At 67.3% G+C, this 4,479-nt stretch carries 5 protein-coding genes; 3 read left to right on the plus strand and 2 right to left on the minus strand.

Annotated features, from left to right (window positions below; genetic code table 11):
• Positions 1–217 precede the first annotated feature (217 nt).
• Positions 218–1,090, minus strand: a complete 873-nt coding sequence (locus tag ACFU6I_RS47820) for an LLM class F420-dependent oxidoreductase (protein WP_384380670.1) — start codon at positions 1,088–1,090, stop codon at positions 218–220.
• Between the two features lie 312 nt (positions 1,091–1,402).
• Here ACFU6I_RS47820 and ACFU6I_RS47825 point away from each other — a divergent pair, with 312 nt between their 5' ends.
• Positions 1,403–2,392, plus strand: a complete 990-nt coding sequence (locus ACFU6I_RS47825; protein WP_384380673.1) for a CorA family divalent cation transporter — start codon at positions 1,403–1,405, stop codon at positions 2,390–2,392.
• 178 nt (positions 2,393–2,570) lie between these two features.
• Here the strand turns inward: ACFU6I_RS47825 and ACFU6I_RS47830 are convergent, their stop codons facing one another.
• Positions 2,571–3,071, minus strand: coding sequence for an ATP-binding protein (locus ACFU6I_RS47830; RefSeq protein WP_384380676.1), 501 nt, complete (start codon positions 3,069–3,071; stop codon positions 2,571–2,573).
• A 311-nt stretch (positions 3,072–3,382) separates the two neighbouring features.
• Between ACFU6I_RS47830 and ACFU6I_RS47835 the strand changes: the two genes are divergently transcribed.
• Entirely contained in the window at positions 3,383–4,234 is an 852-nt protein-coding gene (locus tag ACFU6I_RS47835; protein ID WP_384380679.1) for a DUF5753 domain-containing protein, read from the plus strand.
• A gap of 11 nt (positions 4,235–4,245) precedes the next feature.
• Entirely contained in the window at positions 4,246–4,437 is a 192-nt protein-coding gene (locus ACFU6I_RS47840; protein WP_384380682.1) for a hypothetical protein, read from the plus strand.
• Positions 4,438–4,479 lie beyond the last annotated feature (42 nt).

The raw sequence follows: 4,479 nt of genomic DNA on the forward strand, positions 1-4,479 counted from the left end.
CGCCAACATCACCGCCGCAGCCAACTACGCCGCCCACCGCTACGGCTCCATCGACAACGTCAACTCGGCCTACTGACCACCGGCCCGCCGACACCACGCGCCGACCACACAGCCGAACCCGGTCAGGACCTGCCCGGGCCCGGCCATGCGAACCCGCCCCCACCCGCCCAGTCAGACCTGGATCCTGTGATCCCGTGGTCGTTCGCGTAACGGGGCTCTACTGACCGATCGTGGCGAGCCTGGGAACGATGCGCGCGACGACCTGCTCGGCGAAGCTGACCGGGTGCCGGTCCGGCAGCACCTGGACCGCGCTGATGCCGAGCTCCGCGTACGCCTCGACGTCGGCGAGAAACGCATCGGTCTCGTCCAGGACCGGCCTGCTGAACATCAGGGTCTTCTCGATGGCGTCGTAGTCACGCCCCACCGCCGCACAGTGCTCCCGCAGGACGTCGAGCTTGTGGGCCACCTCGTCGATGTCGGTGGCGAACAGGTTGCACGCGTCCGCGTACCGGGCGACCAGCCGCAGCGTCTTCTTCTCGCCCCCGCCACCGATCATGATCGGCGGGCGCTCCCCGATCGGCTCCGGCACGCAGAGTGTCTCGGCCAGCTTGTAGTGCCGCCCCTCGTACGGGCCGTCCTCCTCGCTCCACATCTGCAGGCAGATCTGGAGTGTCTCCTCCAGCCGCTCGAACCGCTCTGCCACCGGGACGACCGGCACCCCGAGCCCGCGCTGCTCCCGCTCGTACCAGGAGGCGCCGAGCCCAAGCACCGCCCGGCCGCCGGAGAGTACATCGAGACTGGTGACGATCTTCGCGAGCAGGCCCGGGTAGCGGTACATCACGCCCGTGACCATCAGTCCGAGCGTCATCCGTTGGGTCAGCGCGGCCACGTACCCGAGGGTCGTGTACCCCTCCAGCATCGGCTCGTCCGCCGCGCTCTGCGGGGTCTCCATCTGGAAGTAGTGGTCCATCACCGTGAACGACGCGACTCCGCCCTGGTCGGCGATCCGCGCCGACTCGGCGAGCGTGGGCGCGATGAGCGCGGGGTCGGCCGGCTGCGAGTAGTTCCAGTAGTGCAGACCGAGCTTCACGTCCACTCCTCCACGCCGGACACCTACGGCAACCTTGTGCGGTCCTCGTCATGCTAGGCGCATCCGGCCGTAACGGGCATGGCCTGTACGGCCGGCCGGGTGCCGAGGCCAAGGCGATCGCCGACGACGGCCTTGCCGAACCGGGTGCGGCTCCATGACGGCACGAACGATTCCCGCGGCCTGCGGACCTCGGGGCGCGGCCCTCACCCGTTCGGGGACACCGACGGTGCGAATGGATCCCTCCCTGCGCATGGACGTCGGGGTTTGCGCAGGCTGAAAGGTGCTGCAGCCGTTGATCCACGATGAGGGACGATGATCGTATCGGTGGTGTCGATGCCGGAAGGGGTCGTTGCCCGTACACACGTGTCGGAGGCACGTGAGCGTCTCGCGGCGTCCCGTTTCCTGCTCGTGGACGTCGAGCTGCCCGAGGAGACATCGCCCGACGAGGAGCCGGTCGCCCATCAGCTCGGTCTGGAAGCCGAGGACTTGACGTGGCTCGGCAGGGAAGGCGAATCCGTGCGGGCCGAATTCCTCGGAGACAGCGCCGCGTTCGTCGTGCCCCTCGTCGAAGAAGGCCAGGTCGCTCATGTCCATGTCTTCGTGACCGAGCAGTACCTGGTCACAGTGCACCGAGGACCGATCGGAGCAATCAAGACCTTTGTCGCCCGGTTGCCGCGCCAGAGGCCCGCCGACACGGTGGCCACGCTGTTCCTGTTGCTGCAAGAGGCCCTGGAGACCTATCGCCGGTCCGCTGTGCAGGCTCTGCTGGAGGTGGAGGACCTCGAGGACGACATGTTCCAGCAACGCCGCCCTCAGCAGGTCTACCGTCTGGCACGACTGCGACGGCGCGCGGCCCTCCTGCACCACTCGCTCCTGCCGTACCTGGAGGCGACGGACGAGACCTTGACCCGAAGGATGATGAGCGGCAGGTTCCCGGAGGAGCGGGAGAGGCTCGCTCGCTCGTACCAACGCGCCGCCAAATCGGTGCTCACGGACATCGCGTCTCTCCAGGATGCCTCCCGGCGAGCCTTCGTCAGCTACTCCTCCCTCGTGTCCGGCGAGCAGAACGGCGTGATCAACCGGCTGGCCATCGTGTCGACGATCTTCCTGCCGCTGACGTTCCTCACCGGATTCTTCGGCATGAACTTCACCTACATGACCGACGAGCTGGAAAGCCGGGCTGTTTTCTGGCTGCTCGCTGTGGGGGTGCAGGTGATCGTCCTGCTCATCGCCCTCTACGTGCTGCACCGCACCCGCCTCTGGCGGAAGCTGCATGACGACAACGGCCCCGATGACCGATGACGCGGCGCACCCGTGTCGGCACCGGACGACAGTTCAAGAACTCCAGCCGGGAGAGAAGCTCCGCCCGGCGCGACCGGCTCATCGAAGTCCGCTTCCGGCCGGCCGACGCCGCGCAGGAGGCCACAGGCTTCCCATCCGTGGCCCCTGCGGTGCTCGCTCCCCCGCCCCTCGCGCCCGGTCAGCGCGGCAGCGCCACCCAGGACTTGGTGCCCGCGTGCGGCGGCATCGCGTCGCAGACATCCCATTCCCCGCCCCAGTCATCCACCACGGCAGCCAGCAGCCACAGCGCCTGCCGACGCCGTGCCTCGCAGAGCGTGACGGCATCCGGATCGCAGTGGCGCGGGTGCTGGTCCCAGACGACGATCCGGAGCGCGTTGTCGCGGTGCCGCGCGGAGACGTACAGCTCCTGGCCCGGGGTCATGGTGGACGTGACGCCGACCAGTTCGCTCACCACGAGCGCGGACGGCCAGATGTAGGGAGTGAGCGCGTACGCGTGCAGCGAAGCCGTGATCGCGTCGCGCCCGATCGCCGCGCTCCGCGGATCACCGGGAAGAGTGAGACTGAGCGCGAGCCCACGCTCGGGGCGGCGCCTCGGGTACGGGGTCGCATACGGGTACGGGTCGGGTGCGGGCTCCTCGGTGGCTACCGGGCAGAGCGCGGCGCGCGGAGATTGCGGCATGACTGACTCCCCTTGTACGGGTGGTGAGTTGGCGGTCTCTCTATCGCGTCGATGCGCACAGGTGGCTCGTGCGCTGCGGAATGAGCAGTGGCTTGTCTCCCTGGCGCGGGCCGCCCCTCCCAGGGCAGGAGGTTGCGGGCAGGACCGCGCGATGCACTTCCGGCCCATCGCAACGTGAGCAGTGCGTCACCGAATGTAGCGGATCGATGGCACCTATGCCATGAGAACAGAGGCAATTGCCTCCCTTGAACTGGACTGGGCATCCTGCCCAGCGGCAGACTGTGCCCACCGTCGGCGGAAGAAGGGGTCCAATGCCGAGCAGTTCCACCCCGACAGAACGTCAGAAGCGGCTCGGTGCCGAGCTACGGAAGATGCGCATCGCCGCCGAGGCGACCACCGCGTACGCAGCAGGGCTTCTGGGCGTCGACCGGACGAAGATCTCCAACATGGAAGTCGGCGTCCGTCCCGTTGCTCCTGCACGCGTGCGCACACTTGCCTGCAACTACGCCTGCTCCGACGCTCGTTACGTGGAAGCACTCGTGGAGATGGCCGAGCAGCGCGGGCGTGGGTGGTGGGAGCAGTACCGGGGGACTCTCCCGTCAGGCCTGCTGGACATCGCCGAACTCGAATGGCACGCATCTTGCATCCGTACAGCGCAGACCGTCCATCTTCCCGGCCTGCTCCACACCGACGGCTACGCCCGGGCAGTGTTCGGCGCCGTACTGCCCGCGCTGTCACGTCTGGAGATCGAGTTGCGGGTGGCCCACCGGTTGGAGAGACAACAAGTTCTCGACCGTGAATCTCCGATCGAGTACGTCGGCTACGTCCACGAAGCTGCCCTCCGGATGCAGTTCGGCAGCCGAAAAGTCACTCAGGAGCAGCTCCGTCACCTGTGCGACATGTCCGAGCGCGAGCACATCGAACTGCAAGTGATCCCAGTCGACCGCGGGGCGTTTCCCGGTGCCGGACATGCACTCCTCTACGCCCACGGGGCCGTGCCCCAGCTCGACACTGTGCAGCTCGACTCCGCGCACGGTCCGGAATTCATGCACGCCGCTGCACAGCTCACCAAGTACCGAGCACATCTGGACTGGATGGAGGACGCCTCGCTCCCTTCGGCTGAGTCGCGAGACTTCATCCACGCCATCTCACGTCAAATCTAAGGAAGTTCACCATGACCGAAATCACCTGGGAAGAGCCGTACTGCGGTGAGGGGAACAACTGTTTCAGGATCGGCACGGACGACGAAGGCAACGGCTTCATCGCGGTCCTCGGCAAGGAGGATCGTTACCTCACCGACAGCCGCGAAGCACTCCAGCAGATGATCCGCGACATCAAGGCCGGCGCCGCCGACCACCTGCTGTAACGGCACGGGGCCCGGTACCGCGAGGTAGTCGCGGTACCGGGC

The sequence above is a fragment of the Streptomyces sp. NPDC057486 genome (genome assembly GCF_042802415.1).
GTDB classification, from domain to species: Bacteria; Actinomycetota; Actinomycetes; order Streptomycetales; family Streptomycetaceae; genus Streptomyces; species Streptomyces yanii.